We start from the raw sequence: 263 nt of genomic DNA, 5'->3' as shown, positions 1-263 counted from the left end.
CTGAAATGAAAACTCTGGCAACGTAAATTCACCACCCTGCTGAATAACATAAACCGTCTCCTCAATTCGACTGGAACGGTAGTTACCACGATCTTGAGTATCATCTAAACGATTAGGCTGCGGGTAAGCTTGGTATTGCTGGGTCGATTCATTGTTCAACACGTCCGGCAGTAAAACAGACAAACTGTCTTTGGCCTTGATGGTTACCGTTCGAGTAATGGCATCGCCTACTTTTAAGTTTTCACTCGAGCGTTGCCATTGTT

General features: G+C 44.5%; 1 pseudogene. It reads right to left on the bottom strand.

The annotated features are described in order from the left end of the window. Nucleotides 1–263 (bottom strand): annotated as a pseudogene (locus tag AB4486_RS23545) (hypothetical protein); the annotation flags it as partial.

It is taken from the genome of Vibrio sp. 10N.222.55.C6 (assembly GCF_041473395.1).
Lineage (GTDB): Bacteria > Pseudomonadota > Gammaproteobacteria > Enterobacterales > Vibrionaceae > Vibrio > Vibrio crassostreae_C.
The sequence above is the reverse complement of the archived record's forward strand: the minus strand, read 5'-3'. Positions and strand labels throughout refer to the sequence as shown.